Source organism: Actinopolymorpha sp. B11F2, from assembly GCF_040195635.1.
In the GTDB taxonomy this organism is placed as follows: Bacteria; Actinomycetota; Actinomycetes; order Propionibacteriales; family Actinopolymorphaceae; genus Thermasporomyces.
In genome coordinates this window covers 273,563-297,129 of the sequence record NZ_JBEFTX010000006.1, presented here as the reverse complement: position 1 = coordinate 297,129, position 23,567 = coordinate 273,563, and the positions used below count along the sequence as shown (strand labels likewise).

The following is a 23,567-nucleotide window of genomic DNA, read 5'->3' as shown; positions in this document are numbered from 1 at the left end:
CGTCCGCCGCTCACGTGACCCGCTGACGCCCAAGGTGGGTCAGGTGGTGGGGGAACCCCGCAGCACCAGGGACAGGCGAGCGGTCACCGCAGCCCGCGCCAAGTCGGCAGCGACCTCCGGCGGCACCGCCACGACAACGAGACCGCCCTCGGCACCGAAACCACCACCCACCCCACCCCCGCCACCCGCGAGCGCTGAGTCACCCGACAGCAGATCGCCGGACAGGTCACCGCCGCTCGCACCCGAACCGTCCCCGTTCCCGGCAGCCAGCCGCCCGTCTCCCGTACCAGGGAGCACGAGCACTCTCGCCTCGCGTACGACATATCGAGCCGGCGACCTGGCGTCTTCCACACCGGTCTCCGCGGCCAGCAGGTCGATCCGGTCACCGACCCGGACAAGGGCCAGTGCGCCAGCGTCGGCCACCCGCACAGGGGCCGCGACCAACTCGCCCTCGGACCGGTCGTGGAAAAGGCCGGGGCCCACCAGGTCGACATCGGTCAGTGGCGCACCCGCGCGGACCGGCCCGGCCAGGATCCGCCCGGTGCGTGGATCGCCTGGCGTCAGGGCGCCGGCGGGTATGACGTCACGGGGGAGAGCGACCGTGCGAACGTCGGAGTCGGAGAGGCGGGCGCCGCCGGGCAGGTCGCGTGCCGCCGCGAGCACCGTGGCGGTCGGCACCGGTGCGGGTTCTGTCAGGTGGAGCGCCACCGCCATGCCGGCCGCCGCCAGCCCCGCCGCGAGCAGCCGCCGGTGCCACGACACCGCCCGGCGCAGGTCGCGCCCGAACCGTTTGGTCGTCAGCATGTCGATCATTCCGGCAGGGTGAGTGGGATCGGCAGCCCGTCGAGGGCCGTGGCGCACGGGCAGGCTCGCACGGACGGGAGGTCGGGGATCACGGAGTACAGCACCTTGCGCAGGCGGTCCAGGTGGGTGGCGAAGAGCGCGAAGACCTCCGCCTGGCTGACCCCCTCTCCTTCGGTGACACCGGCGTCGAGGTCGGTGACCAGGGCTATGGCGGTGTAGCAGAGGCCGAGCTCGCGCGCCAGAACAGCTTCGGGGTGCCCGGTCATGTTGACGAGCGACCAGCCTTCTGCGGCATACGACCGGGACTCGGCGCGGGTCGAGAACCTCGGCCCTTCGATGACCACCATCGTCCCGCCACCGGTGGCCCGCCAGCCCGTTCGGTCGAGGACGTCGAGGACGACCCGGCGACCGTCGGGACAATACGGATCGGCGAAGCTCACATGGACCGCGCCCGTGTCGTAGTAGGTCTGGATCCGGCCCGACGTCCTATCGACCAACTGGTCGGGGACCACGACGCTGCCCGGGCCGAGGTCGGCCCGCAGGGAGCCGACCGCGCAAGGACCGAGGACCTGTCGTACGCCGACCGATCGCAGTGCCCAGAGGTTGGCGCGGTAGTTGATCCGATGGGGTGGATGCCGATGATCGCGCCCGTGCCGCGGCAGGAACGCGACAGCGCGGCCGCCGACGGTGCCGACGACCAGTGGATCGGACGGCTCACCGTAAGGCGTCGTGACGGCGACCTCGGTGGTGTCGTCGAGAAAGGCGTAGAAACCGGAGCCGCCGATGACGCCGATCTGCGCCCGCGTCGGCGGCGAGGAAGGGGGAGATGCGGTCATGCGGAGAGGCTAGGGAAATTCGGTCGACCTCGAGCGAGTTGTCCACATTCGCAGCCGATCGGGCACCTGTGGACAAAATCTGGCAGTACGCGGCGTCCAGCGCTCGTTGATCGCGGCGATGTGGAGGGTGGCTTCGTCGCAGGCGGCTAGCTTGTCAACGTGGTCGCGCCGGCTCGACGCCCAGGACCTAGGCCGCCGAGCCCGACTTGCTCGGTGTCGCAGAGCTGGAGGTGGAGGCTCCCGACGAGGATGAACTGGTCGCCTTGTCACCGGACTTGCCGTCACTCGACTTGCTGCCACCGCTCGACGAGGCGTCCGACGATCCGCTGCTGGACGAGGAGTCGCTGGACTTCGACTCGCCGTTGGAACTCGAGGATTCGGACGACTTCTTGCCACGGCCGTCGGACCGGCTGTCGTTGCGGTAGAAGCCCGACCCCTTGAAGACCACGCCCACGGCGCTGAAGACCTTGCGCAGCCGGCCGGCACAGGTGGGACACTCGCGGAGCGGCTCGTCGGTGAACTTCTGGACGACCTCGAGCTGCTCGTCGCAGTCGACACAGGCGTACTGATAGGTCGGCACTGCTCCTCCAGTCAACATCGCCGCCATGTCCGAGGGCGGCGGCCAACGCAGCAAAGATTAGCACTCCCGGCACCTGACTGCTAAGCGCCGGCAGCCCCTTCCGGACGCTCTCGCCGGCCCTCTCGGCCGGGCTCCGTCAGTCGAACGCGCGCAGGTCCCGGTCGGTCGCGAACCACAGCGCTTCTGGCAGGTCGAACGTCGCGAAGGCGTAGTTGCCCATCGGAAGCCAGTACGCGTACTCCTCAGGGGTGGAGCCCTGCCAGACAAGGACGATCCGCCAGGTATCGACGTACAACGTCCATACCCGGCGTTGCCGAACGGTCCCCCCGTCGTCGAACCGGTAGACGCGCTCGAGCTTCACGAGATTGCCGTGGACGTCGTCCTTCTCGGTCTCGATCTCACAGCCGGTGAGCTGCCCGAGGCCGGCGTCGATGCCTTCCCGCAGGGTCGGCAGGTCTTCGGCGACGACGCGTTCGTCGAGCTTGGTGATCCAGGCCGCGAAGTAGGTCTGCGGCGACTCCCCACCCTCGGGGGCGTACATCACGCCTTCACGGTCGTCGGCGAGCTCGAACTCGTTCCAGTCCGAGGGATACCGGAACGAGAACCGTCCGAGGGGGTCCTTGTAGGTGGTGACGCCGGTGAATCGGGGGCGTCCCGTGCGTACGGTTCCAGTCACGATGGTGTCCCTTGTGTTGCTTCCTGAGCAGCCGCCGCGGCGACGACGTCGGGCGCCTTGATCTCCGTCAGTCGGGTCGTGCCCTTGAGTGAGAGTTCGTCGGCGAAGTGGCAGGCGGCCAGGTGCGTTCCGCCAACGTCACGAAGCGGTGGCGCCTCGGTCTTGCAGATCTCCTGGGCGTACGGGCAACGCGGGTGGAAATAGCACCCACTGGGCGGATTGGCCGGGCTGGGAACCTCGCCGGCGAGCAGCGTCGGCCGGGTCCGCTTGCGTGGATCCGGTTGCGGCAGCGAGGACAGCAACGCCTCTGTGTAAGGCATCTTCGGGTTGTAGAAGAGGTCGTCGGTGGTGCCGACCTCGACCACCTTCCCGACGTACATCACCGCCACGCGGTCGGCGATGTGCTCGACCACGCTGAGATCGTGGGAAATGAAGAGGTACGTCAGGTTGAACTTGTCCTGCAGGTCCTCGAGCAGGTTGAGCACCTGCGCCTGGACCGAGACGTCCAGCGCCGACACCGGCTCGTCACACACGATCAGCTTTGGGTTGAGGGCAAGCGCGCGGGCGATGCCGATGCGCTGACGCTGGCCGCCGGAGAAGGCGTGCGGATACCTGCTCGCGTGTTCCGGACGAAGACCGACGACGGTGAGCAGTTCGGCGATCCGGTCGCGCAGCTCACGGCCACGCAACATGTTGTTGATCACGAGGGGTTCGGCGATGATCCGCCCGACCGTCATGCGGGAGTCGAGGGAGGAGAACGGATCCTGGAAGATGATCTGCATCTCCGGCCGGATCCGCTTGAGCAGCTTGGAATCGGCCTTCTCGACGTTGATCGCCCCGAGCTCGTCGTGGTGGTAGATGACCTCGCCCTCGGTGGGTTCCTCGAGGCGCAGGATCGTCCGCCCGGACGTGCTCTTGCCGCAGCCGCTCTCGCCCACCACCGCGAACGTCTCGCCGCGTCCGATGGAGAGGTCGAGACCGTCGACGGCTTTCACCTGGCCGATGGTGCGCTTGAAGAAGCCAGCCTTGATGGGGAAGTGCTTCTTGAGTCCTTTGACCTCGAGCAGCGTCTTCTGGTTGTGCGGAGTCTCGCCCACGATTCCTCCTACTTGGCCGTCGTCGCGGACGCCACCTCGGCCGGTGTGCTGCCGGGGTAGAGATGGCACCGTACGCTGTGGTCGGTCTTGTCGGCGATCGCCGTCTCCTCGGGCAACACCGTGTCGCAGAGGCCCGGCATGGCACTGGGACACCGCGGGTGGAAGGGGCAGCCCGGCACCTTGGAGTACGGATCGGGAACGGATCCCTTGATCACCTCGAGCTGTGCTCCGCGGTTCACGCCGATCCGCGGGATCGAACGCAGCAAGGACACCGTGTAGGGATGCTTCGGGTCGTGGAACAGGTCGTCGACCGGTGCCCGCTCGACGACTCGACCCAGATACATCACCACGACCTCGTCGCAGAGCTGGGCCACCACGCCCATGCTGTGGGTGATGAACATGATCGACATTCCGAACGACTCCTGGAGCTCACGCATGAGCTCGAGGATCTGCGCCTCGGTCGTCACGTCGAGGGCGGTCGTCGGCTCGTCGGCGATCAGCAGTGTGGGCGTACACGAGAGCGCCATGGCGATCATCGCGCGCTGCCGCATGCCGCCACTGAGCTGGTGCGGATAGCTCTGTGCGATGCGGTCCGGGTTGGGCATGCCGACCCGGCGCAGGATCTCGACGGCCTTCTTCTGTGCCTCGGAGCGGTCCGATGTCTGGTGGAGCAGGACAGCTTCCTCGATCTGGTTGCCGATCGTGTAGACGGGATTCAGCGACGTCATCGGCTCCTGGAAGATCATGGAGATCTCCTGGCCGCGGATACTCCTGATCTCGGGACTGCCCGGATCGAGGCTGGTCAGGTCGACGATCTCGCTGCTGTCCGCATCGTTGTCGACCTGCCCGGACGCGCCAGCCGCAGGAGACGGCCGCGATCCGCCTGACCGCCGGCGCCTTGGCCGGAACAGGATGTCACCGCTGACGATCCGTCCGGGCTTCTCGATGATCCGCAGGATCGCCCGTGCGGTGACGCTCTTGCCACATCCGCTCTCGCCGACGATGCCGAGAACCTTGCCCCGCGGCACATCGAAACTGACGCCGTTGAGGGCGTTCACGACTCCGACCGGCGTCGGGAACTCGACGTGGACGTTGCGGACGCTGACCACCGAGTCCGTGGACATCTCGGTGTCGGGTGTGCTGATGGTCGCCTCACTCATCTGGACTTCCCTGCCTCCTAGCGCCGGTGGATCGTGCCGGTTGCCCGCCCCACGAACCCTCAGCCATAGGGGTCCACCGCGTCTCTGACTCCGTCACCCAGGAGCTGGTAACACGTCACCGCGAGAATGACGGCCACCGCGGGAATGAGCATCCAGGGATACTGCGTGACGACCTGAATCTTCTGGGCGTCCTGCAGCAGGACTCCCCAACTCACCGCCGGCGGCAGCATGCCGATGCCGAGGAACGACAGTGAGGTCTCGGCGATGATGGTCCCAGGAATCGCCAGCATCGTGACGACCACGAGGTGACTGACGGAGTTCGGCACCATGTGCGTCAGGATGATCCGGCTGTGCCCACTGCCCGCCGCGCGCGCGGCGGCCACGTAGTCGGCGCTCGAATACGCCATCACCTTTCCGCGCACCTGGCGGGCGAGACCTGCCCACGCCACCAGCGACAGGATGATGGTGATGAGGAAGTACCGTTTCGTCACGGTCATGTCTCGGGGAAGCACCGCCGCCATCGTCGCCCACAGCGGCAGCGTCGGCACAGAAAGGATGATCTCGATCGCCCGTTGGAGCAGGTTGTCCACCAGGCCGCCGAAATAGCCCGAGATCGTGCCGATGACGGCCGCGAGAATGGTCGCGACACTGACGCCGAACAGCCCGATGGTCAACGAGACCTGGGACCCGGCGAGGGTACGGCTGAAGACGTCACGACCGTCGATATCGCCACCCCACAGCATCAGCTTGGTCGGCTCCTTCGCGGTTATCAGGTGACGGTCGCTGGGGATCAAGCCCAATATCTTGTACTCGTAGCCTTTGCCGAACCACTCGACCTTCGACGCCTTGTTGCAGTCGACCTTGTATTCGAAGGTGAAGTTCTCCTCGTTGAGTGTCTGCGTCTGCCCGCAGATGGCGAGACCGCCGTCCCAGGTGAGCTTCGACGGTGCGGCGTTCTTGAGATTGGAGTCGACGGCGGTCGGGTCGTTGGGCGAGAGGAACGGAGCAAGGAGCGCGATCGCGTACATCACCAGCAGGATGAGGCCGCCGGTCACCGCGAGCTTGCTCTGCTTGAAACGCCTCGCCATCAGCCGCCACTGCGAGACCTCGCCGACGTCGCTGCCCTTTTCGATCGGAGCCGCCGTCACGTCGTGCGTGGGTTCGGAAACCATGGCCATCTTTAGTTACCCCTCACTCGGCGGAACGGGCTCGAGGATCGACCCACGCCAGCGCGATGTCGGCGAGCAGGTTGCCGATAAGCAGCAGGACGGACAAGATCATCAGAATGCCGACCGCGAGATACATGTCCTGGTTGAGCAGTGCTCGCAGGAACAGCGGCCCGATCGTGGGAAGGTTCAGCACGATTCCCACGATCGCCTCACCGGAGATGATCACCGGAAGCGTCGTACCCAGTGCCATGATCAACGGGTGAACGGCATTTCGGACCGCGTGCTTCCAGATCACCCGGCGCTCGAGCACGCCCTTGGCGCGAGCTGTCTGGACGTACTGCTGGTTCAGGACGTCGAGGAGGTTCGCCCGCATCACGCGGGTGAGCCACGCCGTGCTTCCGGCGGAGATGACGACCAACGGAATCCAGAGATGCTTGAGCAGGTCGACGACCTTGCCGACGCCCCACGGCGCGTCCTGGTACTCCACTGAGAACAGTCCGCCGACATCCGCACCCAGGAACCGGGCGGCGAAGACCAGCACGATCAGCGCCAACAGGAACTCCGGGATCGCGACGCCGATGAACTGGATGAGCGTGATGAGGTAGTCGGGTAACGAATATCGATGGGTTGCTGAATAGACACCTATAGGTATCGCGATGAGCCATGCGAGAGCGGTCGCGCCACCGGCGAGCATGATCGTGAAGCCGAGCCGGCCCCAGATGAGGTCCGCCACCGGGGTGCGTTCGGTGAACGACTGGCCGAAGTCGCCCTTGACGAAGCCGCCGATCCACTTGCCGTACTTCACCATGACCGGGTCCTTGACGCCGTAGCGGACCTCGAGCGCGGTGATCTGGTCCTGCGAGACGTTGTTGCCGATACTCCGCAGGCGTTGGATCTCAGCGGTCAGCGCGTCACCGGGAGGCGCCTCGATCAGGACAAAGCTGACGATCGAGACGATGAACAGCGTGACGACCATGTAGAGGCCTCGGCGCACGATGAACGCAAGCATGGCGGTTGTCTCCCGGTCGTTGGGTCCCCGTCAGGACTAGCAGTCGTACCCTCCAGGTACGCGCCGTGGGACCGGGAGGCGATCGGTCCCACAGCGCGTACGGTCTCGGTCAGATCTCGTGTTCCTCGGGCTTCTGCCAGAAGTAGGTCTCGGGGTCATAGACCGCGGGAGTCGGGTGGATCCACGGGTTGGCGAATCCTCCGAGTGCGAGGTTCTCCTTCCGTGGCACGTTTCCGAGATCCTTCTTGGCGAGGATGACCCGAGGTGTGTTGGCGACGACACCCATGAAGAACGGTCCGTCGGTGGCGTGGATCTTGACCATCTCCCAGACCAGCTGGTGCCGCGACATCTCGTCGGGCTCGACCTTGGTCTGGTCGTAGAGGTCCCACAGCTTCTGGATCGGTCCGTCGGGGTCCGGCTCCATCCGCGGCGGCGTGCGGTCGAACGGGTCGACGTTCAACTGCTTCTTCTCGTCCGGCGTGCCGCGGACGTTGTACATCTGGCCCTCGAGCGGCGCCCAGCGGGACGGCTCGAGCGGCACCAGCCACTGCGGGTAGACGAGGTGGTTGGGGCCGTCGCCGACCTCCCACGCGCTGTGGGCGGAGAGTTCGCCGGCGTTCCACTGGTCGCCGAACGCCTCAGGTGCCACGGGGTTCTGGGTCGCCTTGATCCCGATCTCTTTCCAGTCCGCGACGAGATACTGGTTCTTGGACTTGTGCTCGTCGTCGGTGTCGGCCGGGAAGTCGAGCCGGACGGTGAGCTTCGAACCGTCGGGGAACTCGCGGAAACCGTCGCCGTCCTTGTCGACGACGCCGATCTCGTCGAGGAGCGCCTTGGCGCCCTCCACATCATGCTCGACGAAGGAGTCCCGCCACTGCTTGTAGACGGTCTTGCCCTCGTCGTTGACGAGATACTCGATCGCCTTCGGGCTGAGTGTGCCGGTCGTGAGTTCGCCGGTGTTGAAGTAGAGCGCCTTCTGGATCTCAGTCCGATTCACTCCGAGAGACAAGGCCTGACGGAACTTCGGCTCGCGGATGAGCTCGCGGAAGTTCTCGTCCTTGTGGTCGTAGTTGAAGAAGAACATCGAGCTCGTGCCCGAGCCGCCGTCCCAGAGGATCACGTCGAGCTGGGAGGTCGACTCGGCGTTCTTCATGGTCGAGATGTCCGCCAGGCCGATGTCGGAGAACTGCCCTTGTATGTAGTCGACCTTGCCCTGCTGGGCCTGCAGCTTGCCGACCTCGGGGTCCTGGACCATCGAGAAGTTGAGCTGGTCGAGGTAGGGCAGCTGGTCACCGTTGGGCATCACGACGTAGTAGTACGGATTGCGGTCGTAGACGACGCTGCGGCCTTCGTTCAGGGTCTTGAGCTTCCACCCGGTCATCGTCGGGCAGTCTGGATTGCGGGACCAGTCGACCTTGAGCTCGAACTCCTTGCCCTGTTCCGCCCAGTCCTTTGCCACGTCCTTGTTGTACTTCGGGTGGAACTGCTCGGCGTAGTGCCGGGGTGCCATCCACTTCGGGCCGTTCCCCACGGTGCCGTTGACCCACATGGCCAGCCGGTCTGCGGTGAGCGGGGTCGGCGCGTCGAAGGTCAGCACCAGGGTGGTGTCGTCCGGAGCGGTGAACTTCGCGAGCGTGCCCTTGCCGGAGCGGGCCTCGTCCGGGGGAACGTCGGAGTGGTCCTCGTTGATGACCATGTCATCCCACCAGAACATGATGTCGGCGGTCGTCCACGGCTCGCCGTCGGACCACTTGAGGCCCTTGCGGAAATGCAGGGTCCATTCCGAGGCGTCGTCGTTGGACTCCCAGCTCTCGACGAGGCCCGGGCCGATGTCGAGCCCGTCGTTGAGATAACGCAGCAGGGAGTAGCCGTACATGAACTCCTTGACTGATCCATCGACCGGACCGCCGGTGCCGGGCTTGCTGATCAGCAACGCCTGGCCACCGAACTTGCCGGGCTGAGCCCACTTGTGCGGAATCACATATGGGTTCTCGGGAAGCCGCTCCTCGATGGGAGGCAGGTCGCCTGACTTCACCATGTCGGCAAGCATGGGCGCCTCGTTGAACTTGGCGGGCTTGCTCAGCGGCTTGGTTTCAGATCCTTTGGCCGTCGAGCCACCGGTAGGCGCCTTCGTCTCCTTCGAGCCGGAGGGAGTTCCGCTCGAACAAGAGCCGAGCATGACCGCGCCGGCCGCGGCGGCGGACGTGTAGAGGAACGTTCGGCGGTTGAGCATTGCCTGGCTCATCTGGGGTACAAAGTCACTCATCGCAGTTGCGCCCTTTCTTTCAACGGGCTAAGGGCTTACGTCCTGGGGAGCTGCCGGCGGTGCCGGCGGGGTACGCAAGCTCGGAGTGTGTGGGCGCCAGGCGACCCCACCGCGGGACGGGTGTCCGGTCCCGGTTGCCATGGCACTGAGGGGATGAAGCGATTCGCCGATGGTGGTCGAGAGTTGGCCACCACTGCCACGACGCCGCCGCCACGTCCCACCATTCGTTGGGTGCGCGCGTGTCGTGGCGTCGGTCATGCCCGGCTCACGGAGGTCTGCGAGGCGCGGTTGCGACGCGGCGTCCGTGATGGGCGAACGGCAACGAACGGACTCCGGAGAAGACTTCTCCGGAGGCGCCGATGAGTTGCCTGCCTGCTATTTGTCATCGTATTGCGACCGTCTCGTTACCTCTTCCGGGCATCGTGATGCGCCGACCTTGAACAGCTTCAAGGCCCGCGCAATTTCGGGCATGTTAATGCCCTGCAGGCCGGGGTTCCAAGGGGCTGGATCAAGTTGAGACCGACTTTCCTGGGTGGACTACGGGCGGTCAGGACTGCGTAGCGGTGCGTGGTTCAACGTTGGAGTGGGCTGTCGTGTCACTGCCGTGACCGCATTGCACGGGCATTGCGTCTCCGTTGCACTGATCGCCGCCCGCTTCGCTGGGAGCCGCCCGCTTCGCTGGGAGCCGCCCTGCCAGCGACCGTACTGGCATCGATGCCACACCTGCCGGCGGGTGCGTGCCAGAAATGGCGCAAGCACAGCAGTGCCGGTCTGGCAAGGAGAACCGGCATCCTCACCTGGCCACTACTGGCCCACCCTGCGCGGCGGCTCCCGGGCCACCGTCCGGCTCGGGGCCTTCTGGCTCACGCCGCGGATGGCCCGGCTTCACACCATGAAGACAACGAGTGGAGCCTCGATGATGGCGATTCGGCGGCGGGACGTAGCCATTAGGCTGCGGAGGGTGCGACGACCCCTTCTGGCCCGGCTCGTGTTGGGCCTCGCGATCATTCTCGTCTTCGCCCTCGTCGCCTCGGCGGGTGCGGTGATCGTGAGCGTCCGCAGGTCGCTGCCCACCTACGATGGCCGCGCCGCCCTACCCGGACTGACGGCCAAGGTGGACGTGCGTCGTGACTCCCTCGGAGTGCCACAGATCTACGCCGACTCCTCCGAAGATCTCTTTCGGGCACAGGGATATGTCCACGCGCAGGACCGGTTCTTCGAGATGGACTTTCGCCGTCATCTCACCGCGGGGCGGCTCGCCGAGTGGTTCGGCCACGACCTGGTGGAGACGGACGCTCTGGTGCGTACCCTCGGCTGGCGGCGGGTGGCTGAGCGCGAGTTCCCGTTGCTGTCGGTCCAGACGCGCGGTTATCTCAACGCCTACGCCGACGGAGTGAATGCCTACCTCGCCGAACACAGCGGTTCTCGGCTGTCCGTCGAATACACCCTCGGACGGCTCGGGCCCGGCGAACGCCCCGAGGCATGGACACCGGTCGACTCGCTCGCCTGGTTGAAAGCCATGGCGTGGGACCTCCGCGCGAACCTGGACGACGAGATCGACCGCGCCTTGGCTTCGACCAAGCTGTCGCCTCCGCGGGTCGGTGAGCTCTATCCCGCCTACCCGTTCGACCGACACACGCCCATCGTCACGGACCGGCGTGCGACGCCTGCGAGTGTCGCCCGCAGCCCGGGACGAGCCGCGCTGCCGGCCGGCACCGCCGACGCGTTGCGGAGAGTACGCCAGCTGCTCGATGCGAGCGCGCCACTCGGCGTCGGAGGCGGTATCGAAGGTGTTGGCCGCGGCCGTGACGGAGAAGGCGTCGGAGGTGGCGGTGCGGGGGCGGACGGGCGTTCCGGCCTCGGCTCGAATTCCTGGGTGATCGCAGGGAAACACACCACCACCGGCAAGCCCCTTCTCGCCAATGATCCACATCTCGCGCCCACGATGCCCTCGGTCTGGCACCAGACCGGACTGCACTGCCGGCGGCTGTCCCCCACCTGCAGGTTCGACGTCGCCGGGTTCGGCTTCGCCGGCGTACCAGGCGTTGTCATCGGCCACAACCGTCAGATCGCCTGGGGCTTCACCAACCTCGGCGCCGACGTCATGGATCTCTACGTCGAACGCGTGGACGGCAACACCTACATGTACGACGGTGAACGTGAGCCGCTGTCCACGCGCCGGGAGCTCATCGGGGTCAAAGGTGAGGAACCGGTCGGAATCGAGGTACGCGCGACCAGGCACGGACCCCTGCTCTCCGACGTTCACGACCGGGTACGCCGTGCCATGTCCCGGTCGGCCACTGGTCAGGAGGCGCGCAAAGGGGGTTGGCAGACGGGTGTGTCGCTGCGCTGGACCGCCCTCGAGCCCGGCCGCACCGCCGAGGCCATCTTCCGGTTGAACGCCGCCCGCGACTGGACGCAGTTCCGGTCGGCCGCCGAGCTTTTGGAGGTGCCGGCACAGAACCTGATCTACGCCGACGTCGACGGGCATATCGGCTACCAGGCACCCGGCCGGATCCCGGTCCGGCGGGAAGGCACCGGCGAGTGGGCGGTGCCCGGCTGGACGAGCAGGTACGAATGGGACGGCTGGGTTCCCTTCGACAAGCTGCCGTCGGTGCTCGACCCGGAGCAGGGCTACCTCGTGACCGCCAACCAGTCCGTCGCACCGGCAAGCTATCCGTACCATCTCACCGACCGGCCGGCCTACGGCTATCGCAGCGACCGGATCGGCGATCTCATTCGTACGGCGATCAAGAAGCAAGGCAAGGTTGACACTGCCACGATGCTGCGCATCCAGGCCGATACGTACAACGCCAATGCCGCGTTCCTCGTGCCGTACCTGCAGAAGGTGAAGCTCGACGGGTTCACCGCGCAAGCGCAGGAGCTCTTCGCTGGTTGGGATTTCCGCCAGGGCGTGGACTCGGCGCCGGCGGCGTACTTCAACGCGGTCTGGCGCCACCTGCTGGCGTTGACCTTCCGCGATGAGATTCCGCAAGGTGCGTGGCCGGGTGGAGGCGACCGGTGGTATGAGGTCGTGCGCCGGCTCGCCACCCAACCCGACAGCCCATGGTGGGACGACGTACGTACGAAGAAGGTGCGTGAGGACCGGGACACGATGTTGGCCAAGGCGATGGTGCGGGCCAGGGCGGAGTTGACCAAGGACCTCGCCAAGGATCCGACGCGGTGGCGTTGGGGAAAACTGCACGAGCTCGAACTGGTCAACTCCTCGTTGGGATCGAGTGGGATCGGCCCGCTGGAGCGCCTGTTCAACCGGGGCCCGTACGAAGTGGCCGGCGGCTCCGATGCGGTGCTCGCGACCGGGTGGGACGCGGCGGGGGAGGACTACTCGGTCACGTCCGTTCCGTCGATGCGGATGGTCGTCGACCTCGCAGACCTCGACCGGTCGCGGTGGATCAACCTCACCGGTGTGTCAGGGCATCCATCTTCGCCGCACTACAACGACCAGATCGAGGACTGGGTCGGCGGGAAGACTGTGCCATGGGCGTTCACCAGGCGGGCCGTGACGAAGGCAGCCGGGTACCATCTGGTCCTTGTGCCATGACCTCTCGATCCCTTCGGTCCCTTGGTTGGCGCCGGTATCCGTGATCATGAACGTGATCATGAACGTTTCGCGTCATGTACGCGACTTTTCCTTCATGATCACAGGCGCCCTGCCGACAAAGGCGATCGCCGTTACGGACGACCCCCGGCATTCGGCGGCTACGGGGGCGGGAAGCGGATCAGACCCGACGGCGTGGCTGCCGCGCGTACGCGCCAGTCGCTGCGGTCGCTGGGCACGGCACCCTCCAGAACTTCGCCGTCGTGAAGCAGTACGCAGCTGAACGCCTCGCGGGCGATCCGCGGCAGCGCGAGGTCGTAGCTGCCACCCCCGCGGCCGAGGCGCATGCCGGTGCGGTCCGCGGCCAGCCCGGGGACGAGCACGGCGTCAGCTGTCGCGACCGCCTCCCGGCCAAGGCGGCGCCCGGACGGTTCAAGCAGGCCGAGCCGCGCGCGCGTCAGCGTTCCGGGCCCGGTGTAGGCCGCCCAGTCCAGGTCGAGATCACGCCCGAGGACGGGAAGCAGTACCCGGATCCCCCGCCGATCAAGGGCGTCGAGCAGGGGACCGGTACCCGGCTCGGTGCCTACGCCGACGTAGGCCGCCACGACCGCGGCCCGGCTGACTTCGGGCACGCCGAGCAGCACCTCGCACAGTTCGACCGCGGCCGCCTGCAGGTCCGCAGGCCGCAGTTTGCTGCGCTGGAGGAGGATCCGCCGGCGGAGGCGTTCCTTCTCCTCGTGCACGTCGTAAGGCATGAAGCGCCGGCCACGCATGGTTCGTTATCTTTCCTCAACATTTGCCATCGGTGGGCGCGTTCAGAAAATGCTGTGGACAGACCGCCAGACTTGCAAATTTGCTGACCGGGTAAGCATCCCGGGATCTGTGGCAACCATGCCAGGCGTGCGTCCGCCTCGGCGTCGCCCGAACGGCCACCGCTGCCGCTCAGCCGTCCAACTGCCGGGGCCCGGCCCGCCCGCGCCCGCTCGCCGCTCGACGGCGCCGGTTCGCTACCTGCCGACGCCCGCCGAAGCCCGGACGGCCGACGGCGTGCCGACGCCTTTGCCGGGCCGTCGGTGTCCGCCCATCGAGTCAGCCGCGAGTCAGCCGGCTCTACCCGGAATCCGTCGTCTAGGGTCGGGCCATGGTCTACTCCGGTGCATCCGACTTCACGGTCCGTAAGGCCGTCATCCCCGCCGCCGGCCTCGGCACGCGTTTCCTGCCCGCGACGAAGGCGACGCCGAAGGAGATGCTTCCGGTCGTCGACAAGCCCGCGATCCAGTACGTCGTGGAGGAGGCGGTTGCGGCGGGGCTTCGTGACGTCCTCATGGTCACCGGCCGGGGCAAGCGCCCGCTCGAGGACCACTTCGACCGGGCGTACGAACTGGAGGAGGCCCTGCGCGAGAAGGGTGACAAGGAGAAGCTCGCCGAAGTCACGGTGTCGAGCGAGCTCGCCGACGTCCACTACGTACGCCAGGGTGCGCCGAAAGGACTCGGGCACGCGGTGCTCTGCGCCGCCCAACACGTCGGCAACGCGCCGTTCGCCGTACTCCTCGGTGACGACCTGATCGACGAGCGCGACCCGCTCCTGTCGACGATGATCGATGTGCAGAAGGCCAAGGGTGGCAGCGTCGTCGCGCTGATCGAGGTCGACCCGGCGCACGTCCACCTGTACGGATGTGCCGCGGTGGAGCCGACCGACCAGCCCGACGTGGTCCGGGTGACGGATCTGGTCGAGAAACCCGACGCCGCCGATGCGCCGAGCAACCTCGCGATCATCGGACGGTACGTCCTGGCGCCCGAGGTCTTCGACGTCCTCGCCGAGACGCCGCCGGGACGTGGGGGCGAGATCCAGCTGACCGATGCCCTGCGTACCCTCGCCGACCGCCCCGACCGGGGCGGGCCGGTGCACGGGGTGCTGTTCCGGGGCCGGCGTTATGACACGGGTGACAAGGCCGACTACCTCCGCGCCATCGTGCGCCTGGCCTGCGACCGGGAGGACCTCGGCCCGGAGTTTCTCGCCTGGCTCAAGGGCTTCGTCGCCGAGGCGACCGCGCCGGAAGCGGCGACGCTCCGGTGAGCGCGGCCGAAGCCGCCGGTGTGGCGGGCGTAGCGCGGGTGGGGATGATGTCCGGGTGAAGAGCGTCGAGGAACATCTGGACGCGGTCCTCGCGGGCGTCCGTGAGCTGCCGCCGTTCGAGCAGCAGCTGATGGACGCGCACGGCTGCGCCCTCTGCGAGGACGTCACGGCCGGCTTCGACCTGCCGTCGTTCGACAACTCCGCGATGGACGGCTACGCGGTACGTGCCGAGGACGTCGCGCACGCGTCCGAGGACGCGCCCGTCGTCCTGCCGGTGGTGGGCGACCTGCCGGCCGGAGGTACGCAGGCGCACGCGCTCGCACCTGGGCAGGCGTTGCGGATCATGACCGGAGCCCAGGTCCCGCGCGGATCCGACACGGTGATCCCGGTCGAGTGGACCGACGGTGGGGTCGCGAAGGTCGCGATCCGGCGACCACCCGGTGACAACTCCTATATAAGACGTCGCGGCGAGGACATCGAGACCGGACAGCTGCTGGTCGCGTCGGGCACACACCTGGACGCGAAACAGATCGCCGTCCTCGCCGCCGCCGGCCGGGATGTCGTCAAGGTCCGTCCCCGGCCGCGCGTGGTCGTACTGTCCACCGGATCGGAGTTGCGCGAGCCGGGTCAGCCTCTCGGCGAGGGTCTGATCTACGACTCCAACAGTTACACGTTGGCCGCCGCGGTCCGCGAGGCGGATGGCATCGCCTACCGCGTCGGCGTCGTCGCCGACGACGAGCGGACCTTCATGACCGTGCTGGAGGAGCAGCTCGTCCGCGCCGACCTGGTCGTGACCAGCGGGGGAGTGAGCGTCGGTGCGTACGACATCGTGAAACAGGCCCTTCGCCGTCTCGGCACGGTGGAGTTCACGCGGGTGGCGATGCAGCCGGGGATGCCGCAGGGTTTCGGCGTGATCGGTGAGGACCGTACGCCGATCTTCACGTTGCCGGGCAACCCGGTGAGTGCGTACGTCTCGTTCCAGGTCTTCGTCCGGCCCGCCCTCCGCGCGATGCTGGGCATCACCCCGGCTGTCACGCCGACGGTGACCGCGACGGCGACGACGGGTTGGCAGGCGTCTGAGGGCCGCCGGCAGTTCACGCGGGTGGAGTACACCGTCGGTCCGGACGGACGGGGGCTGGTGCGGCCGGTGAGCGGTCCCGGCTCGCACCTTGTCGGTGGGCTGGCGCGGGCCAATGCGCTCGCCATCGTGCCCGAGGGTGTACGTGAGGTGCCTGAGGGCGGGGCGATCGAGGTGATGGTTCTCGGTGCGCCGCGATGACGTACGCCGAGACGACAGTGCGCTGTTGGACGAGGGGCCCTTCACGCAGGAGGCTCAGTTGGATGAGGGCGCCTCTCATGCGAGGGCTGATTGGATGAGGGCGCCCCTCACGCCAACCTGTGGGGTGAGGGCGTCCCTCACGCGGCGTTCACGCCAGGCGGGGTCTGGGACAGGAGAGGAAGCGAGCTGATGTCCGAAGAGCCGGCGTTGACGCATCTGGACGACCGTGGCGCGGCCAGGATGGTCGACGTCTCGGCGAAGCCGGCCAGCGCCCGCACCGCGCGGGCCACCGGCCTGGTCCTCGTCTCCGCCGAGGTGATCGCCCTCCTGCGCGGGCCCGGCGTACCCAAGGGCGATGCGCTCGCCGTTGCTCGGATCGCCGGGATCATGGGCGCGAAGCGGACGCCCGAACTCGTACCCCTCTGCCATCCGATCGGCATCACCGGAGTCGATGTTGACCTCACGGTGCTCGACGAGGGCGTGGCAATCGCCGCCCGCGTCCGCACCACCGACCGTACGGGCGTCGAGATGGAGGCTCTCGCCGCCGTCGTGACTGCGGGGCTCGCCGTCGTCGACATGGTGAAGGCGGTGGATCCGGCGGCGGTGATCACCGACGTACGGGTCGAGGAGAAGACGGGCGGTACGTCGGGGGACTGGCGGCGGTCATGATGAGAGCGTGCGTGGTGACGGTGTCCAACCGCGCGGCGGCGGGTGTCTACGCCGACCGGGCCGGGCCGATTCTCGTGGCCGGGCTGCGTGAGCTCGGGTTCGCCGCCGACGAACCCCTGGTGGTCCCCGATGGCGAGCCTGTCGTGACGGCGTTGCGGGAGGCGGTCGCCGAGGCGTACGACGTGGTTCTCACCACGGGAGGTACCGGCCTGAACCCGAACGACCAGACCCCGGAGATGACCCGTCGGGTGCTCGAGGTCGAGGTACCCGGACTCGCTGAGGCCGTGCGGGCGTACGGTGTTGATCACGGGGTACCCACCGCGGCGCTGTCACGCGGGCTGGCCGGCCTGGCAGGATCGACGCTCATCGTCAATTTGCCGGGCTCGTCCGGCGGCGCCCGGGACGGGATGGCGGTCCTGGCACCGGTCTTGCGGCACGCGGTCGAACAGATCCGGGGCGGGGATCACCCTGCTGCGCAGGGCGGGGAAGGTACGCGGGGCGGGCACGATACGCAGGGCGGGGAAGGCACGAAGGACGAGCACGGTGGTCAGGACAAGCGCGACGCGGTGAGCGGGAGCCAGTGAAACACGCGGGGAGGCAGAGCCTCCGCCGGCCGTGGCCGGTACGGCTTTCCGAGGGACCAGTCGGGCTGCGGCCCCTCCGGACCCGAGACGCTGGTGCCTGGCGGCAGGTGCGGTCGCGCAACCTGGCCTGGCTCCAACCGTGGGAGGCGACCCCACCTCCAGGTGTCGACCCGCGTCCCCGCAGCTTCCGCGCCATGACCCGCTCGCTCCGCGCGCAGGCGCGGGTGGGGCTGTGCCTCCCGTTCGTCGTGACGTACGCCGACTCCGGGTCCGATCCGGATGCCACCACCGCCCGCGCGGAGCGACTGGTCGGGCAGCTCACCGTCAGCGGCATCACGCTCGGTTCGGCCCGTTGGGCGCAGATCGGGTATTGGATCGACCAGGCGTACGCCGGCCGCGGCATCATGCCGACGGCTGTCGCGCTCGCGTGTGACCACTGCTTCTTCGTCCTGGGTCTGCACCGGATCGAGATCAATATCCGGCCGGAGAACGCCGCCAGCCTCAGGGTGGTGGACAAGCTCGGGTTCCGCCGTGAGGGGATCCGGCCGCGGTACCTCCACATCGATGGTGACTGGCGCGACCATGTCGCGTACGCCCTGCATGCGGAGGAAGTGCCTGAGGGCGTGCTCACCCGGTGGCGGCGGAGGCGGGCGATGGAGGAGCGGCACCGCGGCACCTCCGCGCCGCAGCAGGGCCCGTCGGCCTGACTTCCGCCGTCGGTGGAAGGCACTCTCACGACACACCGTCTGACCTGCACGGTAAAGCGCGGTCGCTTGCGTACTTTTCTACCCGTGGGTACTGGGCTGATCTACGCGGCGATCGTCGCTGCCTGGGCCGCCTACCTTGTTCCCGGGTGGATTCGGCGGCACGAGGAGGTGGCCGACGCGGCACCGGTGGTCGACCGGGCGCCGCCGCCGGTACGCGTCCTGGAGCGGCGCCACTCCGGACGCGGTGCGACTGCTGACCACTCCCGCGACGCGACGGGCGACGACGAACGACGACCCCCGGTGTACGGGCCGCCGCGTTCGGGTGCTGCGCGCCCGTCGTCTGTCGTACGCCGTCGGCGACGCGTCCTGGTGGGACTGATCGGGCTCACCACTGTCGTCGCGGTGCTCGGTGCGTTCCGGCTCGCCCCGTGGTGGGCGCTTGCGGTGCCCGTGGGAAGCGTCGCGGCGTACCTCCTGATCTGCGCGGTTCTCGCCCGGGGGCATCGCAGCCAGGGCGTGCGGGCGGTGGCGTCGGCCTCGCCGTCCAGCGCGAAGGAGGGGAAGGGTGCCGCGAGGGCTTCCGGATCTGCCCGATCCGGGCGCGCTCCGGCCGCTCATGGTGTGGTCCGTACGACGGCCGCGCGGTTGGCCGAGACGGCGGACTGCCCGGCGCCCGACGCGAGGACCGTGTCGGTGAGGGTTGACCCGTCGTTTGGTGCCGGTGCCGGTGCCGGTGCCGGCGGCGGTGGCGTACCGGCCGCGCGGGAGCCGACCGACCCTGGGCTGTGGGATCCGGTCCAGGTGCCCCTGCCGACATACGTCACGAAGGCCAAGGCGACCCGCACGGTGCGTACGGTCGAACTCGGCGAGCCCGGCACGAGGTCATCGGGGCGGCTGCCCGAGGCGGAACTCCTCTCCCGGCCAGAAGAGTCCGTGATGCTGCTCGATGAGACAGAGCAGCCGGGCCCGGCCCTCGACGAAGCACAGTCTGACGCCGGGGAGTCTGAGCGTCGCCGTGCTGTCGGGGACTGAGCCAGGCGGACGAACTCGAGGTCTCCAGGCCGTCACTGTCCGGGGACTGTGCCGGCGCCAAGGGCTTGCCGCCGATTCGTCCGGTGCGCCGTGCTATCGTCTTCGTCGGTCGATCGCCGCCTTTGAACGTTTGTCAGAAGTGCGGCTCGACCGCCCGGGGGCTGTAGCGCAGTCCGGTAGCGCACCTCGTTCGCATCGAGGGGGTCAGGGGTTCAAATCCCCTCAGCTCCACTTTTGTACTCTGGAAGCGGTAAGCCGCTCGCCTGCGAAAGCTGCAGGTGAGCGGCTTATTTGCTGCTCGGCGGATGTCCGGGCGGATACGGCAGCGACCGGACTTGAACGCCTACCTGTTCCCCAAGCGTTCCGACGGCGAGCCCGATGTCGCGGCTCTGCTATTTCCGGCTCTACAAGGGTCAAGGCGCCGCTGAGCACCGCCCGGCTACCGCCCTTGCGGGCGGCCGTGGGCGGCCGTCCTCGGGGTCTCCGGGCGGGCACGTGAAGGAGCCGAATCTTCTCGGTAGGCTCAGCCGATGCCCGAGCTGCCAGGCGAGCTGGTCTCACTGCGCACCCTTGAGGTGGCCGATGTCCCGCGGCTCCGCGAACTTCGCCCACGCGGCTGGTCGCCCGGTGACGACTGGCCCCTCGAAGGGTCAGCGGCGACTCGCTACACGATCTTGCTCGACAGATCCATCGTCGGCTTCATCCAGTCCAATGAGAACCCAGATCCGGAGTACCGGCACGCCAGCATCGACATCTTCGTCGGTACGCCCTACCACGGTCAGGGCATCGGTACCGATGCCGTTCGCACGCTTGCCGTCCATCTCGCCCGTGACCTGGGACATCATCGAGTTGTCATCGACCCACGAGCGGACAATGCAGCAGCCATCCGGTGCTACTGCAAGGTCGGCTTCAAGCCGGTCGGCGTGATGCGTCGCTATGAACGCAACCTCGAAACGGGCGAGTGGAACGATGCGCTCCTCATGGACTTGCTCGCCGAAGACCTCGACATCTCTCGAGCCGCTCTCCGGGACTGAACGCTGACCTGACCCCCTGATCGGGCGCGGTCGACCTCATGGTCGAGCCCTGACCAAACCCTTACTGGGGATTGCCAAAATCCCGCCGGGAAAGCCGGTCATTGGCCGGACGTGCACTGGCAGAGCGGGTGGCCGCCCTGCGGGCACGTCGAAGGAGACATCCTCGACTGCGGTGAGTTCGCGCCCAAGGTCTTGGCGGCGGCACGGAAGCTCACAACCGCCGTCGTCATGAGCGGTCAGTGCGCCGGTTGTTTGACGTTGATGTTGTACGCGCAGAGGAACAGCATGACGACGGACCCGGCAATCACGACCCACCGCGTGGCGCCGCCGACAATAGCGGCGACGGGCATCAGCAGCAGGGCGATTCCGAGCAGGATGACCGCAGTCCTCTTGTTGGAGAGTGACTGGGGCATGAGACGGAGCTCCGTTTCGTTGTTGGCAGCGGTACTCATGATCTCGATCCTGGCTAGGAGGAGCTGCGGCCGGATCATCCTGTCCGACACCATCCACAAGGGCAATAGCAGGAGGTCCGACGGGCGTGCAACTGGCGTCATGTAAGCAGTTCAATCTGGCTGGCCCACGCCTTTCCGGGTCGCGGCCCGCGTCCTTCCCGTGGGCAGGTTGTGGGGTGACGGTGGCTCAGGTTGGGGCTTGGCCGTAGTTTTGCAAGATGGGTTCAGCCTGGACTCATCGTGATCAGCTAAGCGCTGGTGGGGTGATCGGGCTGCGGATTCTCGGGGTCGCACTCGCGTACTACCTCGCGGCCGTGGTCGGACTGCTCCTGAGCGCACCATTCGGTGGTCCTGTCCGCTCGCTGTGGATTCCGGCGGGTGTCGCGTTGGCGTGCTTTTTGACCCTTGGTCTCCGCACCTGGACATGGCCCGGAATCGCTATTGGTTCCCTGGCGGCCACTGTGCCTCTTCTGCCGCCATCTGCTGCCCTGCTGGTCACTCTGGGGAACACACTCGCGCCGGTCTGCGCTTACGTTCTGCTCCGGTCGGTTGATTTCAGGAAGGAACTCGATCGACTCCGAGACACCTTCGCCCTGGTTCTTATCGCAGCCTTCGGCGCGATGACGATCAGCGCGACCCTCGGCGCGGTTGCGATCACGTTCCTGACCGTGGGGGAACCTGCCGGGTTCCTGGCCGTCTGGGCTGTCTGGTGGTCCAGCGACGTATTGGGCGTGTTGGTCGTGACTCCCTTCCTGCTCGTCCTGCTTCGTATCCGGCGGGCGTTCGGTGCTGGCTGGGTGAGGTGGCTGGAGATGGCGCTTCTCCTTCTCGTGACGTTCACCGTCAGCATGGCTGCGACGAGAAACCTCGGCCTGCTCTTCCTGGCGTTTCCCCTCGTGATCTGGGCAGCATGGCGCTTCCAGTTGCCGGGCGTCGCGCCATGCAACCTCATCGTGTCCGCCATAGCGATCGACGCTGCCGCACATGGATACGGCCTCTTCGCTGGACGTCCGCTGCTGGCCAACATCACGATCCTGCAGGTGTTCGAGGGGACTGTCGTCCTGTCCGGCCTCTTCCTCGCTGTTGTCATCACCGCGTGGCGGAGGTCGCGCGCGGAGATCGAACAGGCGGTGGCCACGCTGACCGACGCCCTTGCCCGTCTGCAGGACAGCATGCTCCCCGGACAGAAGTACCTCTCGATGATGCGGGACATTCCCCACGAACCTGGGGTGAGAAAACAGAATCCGGACGACACCTAGCCTCCGCCTTGCGCCGCCTGGCGGTGGTCACTGTTGTCGGCACGTCCGTAGGCCGGCGTCGAGGACGGTGGGCCCATTGATGGGGCAGTGCTCTCTTAACGACTAGTTCCTGGATCGTGTTCGGCGGATCGTGGCTCGAAAGGTTGGGGTGGTATCGGAGCGGTGCCGCTCACCTGGGCAATGAGCTCTGCTGCAACTTCGCGAAGAGGGCGTTTAGAGCTTTGGGAACGCTTTCGCAGCACATTGAACGCCTCGTCGGCATTGCAGCCTCGCTTTGCCATCAAAATTCCCAGAGCCTGATCGATAAAGGTCCGTGACGTCAGTGTCTGCGCTAGTTGTGCCGTCACATCAGCCTTCCCGGTGCGACGCATCGCTAGTCCGAGCGCTGTGGAGGCTTGGACTACATACATTTCCGCAAGTCGGCGTTCGATGCCGTTGAAGGCGTGTGGACGGTCGTACCCGTACATGTTCAGGGCGCCGACCGTCTGCCCGTCCACGTTGTTCAACGGGAAGCTCAATGAGCATCTGACGCCTAGTCGGAGAGCCTGCTCGCGGTACCGCTTCCAGCGATCGTCGACCTGCAGATCGGACACATCGACGATCTCTCCGGTCCGCAATGTCTGCAGGCACGGTCCTTCGTCTACCGCGAACTGCTTCTCGTCCAGCAAGGGTGCGCGTTGATCGCTTGCGGCGACGGTGCCGGGCCGCCCATCGTAATGTGCGGTGATACCGCACGAGGCTGGCGGTTGGACGACATTTGCGGCGAGCCATGCCACCTTATTGAGATAAGCCTCGACGTGGGGTCCTGTCACCAAGAGTGTTTGCACAGAGCCGAGCAACGTCGACGAAATCTCGTCGCGTTGGTCTGTGTGATGCTGCCACTCGATTGCCATCTGATCCACCCGTTGACCTGTTTCCCCATATGGGCAGTTCGGCTGGAACGCCGCTAACGGATGAGCCTCACCGCTCTAAACGTTACGCCCGACCGCTTCGCGCACCATGTCGGCGTGACCCGTGTGCATCATGTCCTCCAGAGGCAGATCTCTCCAGTCCATGACCGCACAGTGGCACGAGTCATAGATGATCTGCCGACCAGAAGCGGCCAATGGGGTCACGCGGTAGGTCCTCGGGCGTAAGCGGGCACTGGCTGGCGTCCGCGACGGTCGAGCTGTTCGAGCAGTACGGATTCCAGCGCGTACGCCAGGTCGGCAAGCACGCGTGGATCGTGAACCGCGTACTCGACCCCGCGTGACGCGCCACTCGACGTGCCATCTCGCTCCGGTTGACCCCGTTGCGCTGCGTCGCGTGAGCTACCCGG

Annotated in this window: 22 protein-coding genes and 1 tRNA gene; 11 read left to right on the top strand and 12 right to left on the bottom strand. The window is 67.0% G+C overall.

Annotated elements, in window-relative coordinates; all coding sequences use genetic code 11:
• Nucleotides 1-39: 39 nt before the first annotated feature.
• The 9 genes from ABN034_RS14180 to ABN034_RS14140 all read right to left on the bottom strand — a co-directional run bounded on the left by ABN034_RS14180 (nt 40) and on the right by ABN034_RS14140 (nt 9,597).
• Nucleotides 40-813, bottom strand: coding sequence for an SAF domain-containing protein (locus tag ABN034_RS14180; protein ID WP_349691452.1), 774 nt, complete (start codon nt 811-813; stop codon nt 40-42).
• Nucleotides 810-1,640: an S-methyl-5'-thioadenosine phosphorylase gene (locus tag ABN034_RS14175; protein WP_349691451.1), complete on the bottom strand. Its 831-nt coding sequence runs from the start codon at nt 1,638-1,640 to the stop codon at nt 810-812. The genes ABN034_RS14180 and ABN034_RS14175 overlap by 4 nt, the downstream gene beginning before the upstream one ends.
• 187 nt (nt 1,641-1,827) lie before the next feature.
• Entirely contained in the window at nt 1,828-2,220 is a 393-nt protein-coding gene (locus ABN034_RS14170; protein ID WP_349691450.1) for an FmdB family zinc ribbon protein, read from the bottom strand.
• Nucleotides 2,221-2,356: 136 nt separating this feature from the next.
• Nucleotides 2,357-2,896 (bottom strand): hypothetical protein, encoded by a 540-nt coding sequence (locus ABN034_RS14165; protein WP_349691449.1) that lies wholly within the window; start codon nt 2,894-2,896, stop codon nt 2,357-2,359.
• Complete coding sequence (locus tag ABN034_RS14160) at nt 2,893-3,993, bottom strand: ABC transporter ATP-binding protein (RefSeq protein WP_349691448.1); 1,101 nt, start codon at nt 3,991-3,993, stop codon at nt 2,893-2,895. Before ABN034_RS14160 ends, ABN034_RS14165 begins: the two co-directional genes overlap by 4 nt.
• Nucleotides 3,994-4,001: 8 nt before the next feature.
• Complete coding sequence (locus ABN034_RS14155) at nt 4,002-5,153, bottom strand: ABC transporter ATP-binding protein (protein ID WP_349691447.1); 1,152 nt, start codon at nt 5,151-5,153, stop codon at nt 4,002-4,004.
• A 59-nt stretch (nt 5,154-5,212) separates the two neighbouring features.
• A complete protein-coding gene (locus ABN034_RS14150) occupies nt 5,213-6,331 on the bottom strand; it encodes an ABC transporter permease (protein ID WP_349691446.1) in 1,119 nt (372 codons plus the stop codon).
• 13 nt (nt 6,332-6,344) lie between these two features.
• Nucleotides 6,345-7,331, bottom strand: a complete 987-nt coding sequence (locus tag ABN034_RS14145; RefSeq protein ID WP_349332334.1) for an ABC transporter permease — start codon at nt 7,329-7,331, stop codon at nt 6,345-6,347.
• Nucleotides 7,332-7,440: 109 nt separating this feature from the next.
• The gene (locus ABN034_RS14140) at nt 7,441-9,597 is read right to left on the bottom strand and encodes an ABC transporter substrate-binding protein (RefSeq protein WP_349691445.1); all 2,157 of its coding nucleotides are present in this window, start codon (nt 9,595-9,597) and stop codon (nt 7,441-7,443) included.
• A 961-nt stretch (nt 9,598-10,558) separates the two neighbouring features.
• Here ABN034_RS14140 and ABN034_RS14135 point away from each other — a divergent pair.
• Entirely contained in the window at nt 10,559-13,159 is a 2,601-nt protein-coding gene (locus tag ABN034_RS14135; RefSeq protein ID WP_349691444.1) for a penicillin acylase family protein, read from the top strand.
• 158 nt (nt 13,160-13,317) lie between these two features.
• Here the strand turns inward: ABN034_RS14135 and ABN034_RS14130 are convergent, their stop codons facing one another.
• On the bottom strand, nt 13,318-13,929 hold the full coding sequence (locus ABN034_RS14130; protein ID WP_349691443.1) for a 5-formyltetrahydrofolate cyclo-ligase: 612 nt from the start codon (nt 13,927-13,929) through the stop codon (nt 13,318-13,320).
• Between the two features lie 368 nt (nt 13,930-14,297).
• Here ABN034_RS14130 and galU point away from each other — a divergent pair, with 368 nt between their 5' ends.
• From galU to ABN034_RS14090, 8 genes are all read left to right on the top strand, one after another.
• Nucleotides 14,298-15,233 (top strand): UTP--glucose-1-phosphate uridylyltransferase GalU, encoded by a 936-nt coding sequence (gene galU, locus ABN034_RS14125; protein ID WP_349691442.1) that lies wholly within the window; start codon nt 14,298-14,300, stop codon nt 15,231-15,233.
• Between the two features lie 55 nt (nt 15,234-15,288).
• Nucleotides 15,289-16,512: a molybdotransferase-like divisome protein Glp gene (gene glp, locus ABN034_RS14120; protein WP_349691441.1), complete on the top strand. Its 1,224-nt coding sequence runs from the start codon at nt 15,289-15,291 to the stop codon at nt 16,510-16,512.
• A gap of 189 nt (nt 16,513-16,701) precedes the next feature.
• Entirely contained in the window at nt 16,702-17,181 is a 480-nt protein-coding gene (moaC, locus tag ABN034_RS14115; RefSeq protein WP_349691440.1) for a cyclic pyranopterin monophosphate synthase MoaC, read from the top strand.
• 11 nt (nt 17,182-17,192) lie between these two features.
• The gene (locus ABN034_RS14110; RefSeq protein ID WP_349691439.1) at nt 17,193-17,765 is read left to right on the top strand and encodes a MogA/MoaB family molybdenum cofactor biosynthesis protein; all 573 of its coding nucleotides are present in this window, start codon (nt 17,193-17,195) and stop codon (nt 17,763-17,765) included.
• Nucleotides 17,762-18,472 carry a GNAT family N-acetyltransferase gene (locus tag ABN034_RS14105; RefSeq protein WP_349691438.1) on the top strand — a complete coding sequence of 237 codons (711 nt, stop codon included), beginning with the start codon at nt 17,762-17,764 and terminating at the stop codon, nt 18,470-18,472. Before ABN034_RS14110 ends, ABN034_RS14105 begins: the two co-directional genes overlap by 4 nt.
• An 84-nt stretch (nt 18,473-18,556) precedes the next feature.
• Nucleotides 18,557-19,504 (top strand): divisome protein SepX/GlpR, encoded by a 948-nt coding sequence (gene sepX / locus ABN034_RS14100; RefSeq protein ID WP_349691437.1) that lies wholly within the window; start codon nt 18,557-18,559, stop codon nt 19,502-19,504.
• 157 nt (nt 19,505-19,661) lie between these two features.
• Nucleotides 19,662-19,735 (top strand) — tRNA-Ala (locus ABN034_RS14095).
• A gap of 299 nt (nt 19,736-20,034) precedes the next feature.
• Complete coding sequence (locus ABN034_RS14090) at nt 20,035-20,538, top strand: GNAT family N-acetyltransferase (RefSeq protein WP_349691436.1); 504 nt, start codon at nt 20,035-20,037, stop codon at nt 20,536-20,538.
• 236 nt (nt 20,539-20,774) lie between these two features.
• Here ABN034_RS14090 and ABN034_RS14085 read toward each other — a convergent pair whose 3' ends face one another.
• The gene (locus tag ABN034_RS14085; protein WP_349691435.1) at nt 20,775-20,990 is read right to left on the bottom strand and encodes a hypothetical protein; all 216 of its coding nucleotides are present in this window, start codon (nt 20,988-20,990) and stop codon (nt 20,775-20,777) included.
• Between the two features lie 218 nt (nt 20,991-21,208).
• On the opposite strand from ABN034_RS14085, the gene ABN034_RS14080 reads away from it, so the two are divergent.
• Nucleotides 21,209-22,249 (top strand): MASE1 domain-containing protein, encoded by a 1,041-nt coding sequence (locus tag ABN034_RS14080; RefSeq protein ID WP_349691434.1) that lies wholly within the window; start codon nt 21,209-21,211, stop codon nt 22,247-22,249.
• A gap of 95 nt (nt 22,250-22,344) precedes the next feature.
• On the opposite strand, the gene ABN034_RS14075 is transcribed toward ABN034_RS14080, so the two are convergent.
• On the bottom strand, nt 22,345-23,142 hold the full coding sequence (locus ABN034_RS14075; RefSeq protein WP_349691433.1) for a GAF and ANTAR domain-containing protein: 798 nt from the start codon (nt 23,140-23,142) through the stop codon (nt 22,345-22,347).
• Nucleotides 23,143-23,354: 212 nt separating this feature from the next.
• Between ABN034_RS14075 and ABN034_RS14070 the strand changes: the two genes are divergently transcribed.
• Nucleotides 23,355-23,501 carry a hypothetical protein gene (locus ABN034_RS14070; RefSeq protein ID WP_349691432.1) on the top strand — a complete coding sequence of 49 codons (147 nt, stop codon included), beginning with the start codon at nt 23,355-23,357 and terminating at the stop codon, nt 23,499-23,501.
• Nucleotides 23,502-23,567: the final 66 nt, after the last annotated feature.